General features: G+C 53.3%; 1 protein-coding gene. It reads left to right on the top strand.

The annotated features are described in order from the left end of the window. Window positions 1–426: glutamine amidotransferase-related protein (locus ACTHTS_RS11275; protein WP_440370090.1), on the top strand; the 426-nt coding region annotated here is incomplete at its 5' end. Between the last annotated feature and the right edge of the window lie 15 nt (window positions 427–441).

Genomic DNA, 441 nt, shown 5'->3' with positions numbered 1-441 from the left:
TTTGAAGTGCCGGGAGCATATTTGAAAGGGGCGCAATGGCGCGGATATAACATCAGTTCAACCAAAATGTACGAATTTGAAACCCTGCCTGACAATGTGGACGATATAGATTTTTTGATTGTGATGGGCGGTCCGCAAGCGCCTGATGAAGACAGGCAGGCATTCCCGTATTACGACCCCCAATCCGAGCTGCGCCTGATGCGTCAGGCGATGGCTGCGGATAAATATATTGTCGGCGTGTGTTTGGGTGCGCAGCTTTTATCCGTTGCCTACGGCGCACGCCACACGCGCAGCCCTGAGCGTGAAATCTGCATTTATCCGATTGAGCTGACGGCGGAAGGTTTGGCGGATGCCCATGTTTCCCTGTTGTGCAAAACCCTGAATACCGGCCATTGGCACGGCGATATGCCCGGTTTGACGGATTAGGCGGTTGTGTTGGCA

Origin of the sequence: Neisseria sp. P0019.S003, assembly GCF_051957115.1 — a bacterium.
In the GTDB taxonomy this organism is placed as follows: domain Bacteria; phylum Pseudomonadota; class Gammaproteobacteria; order Burkholderiales; family Neisseriaceae; genus Neisseria; species Neisseria flavescens_D.
Note: the sequence above shows the minus strand (reverse complement) of the source record. Positions and strands in the feature narration are given on the sequence as shown.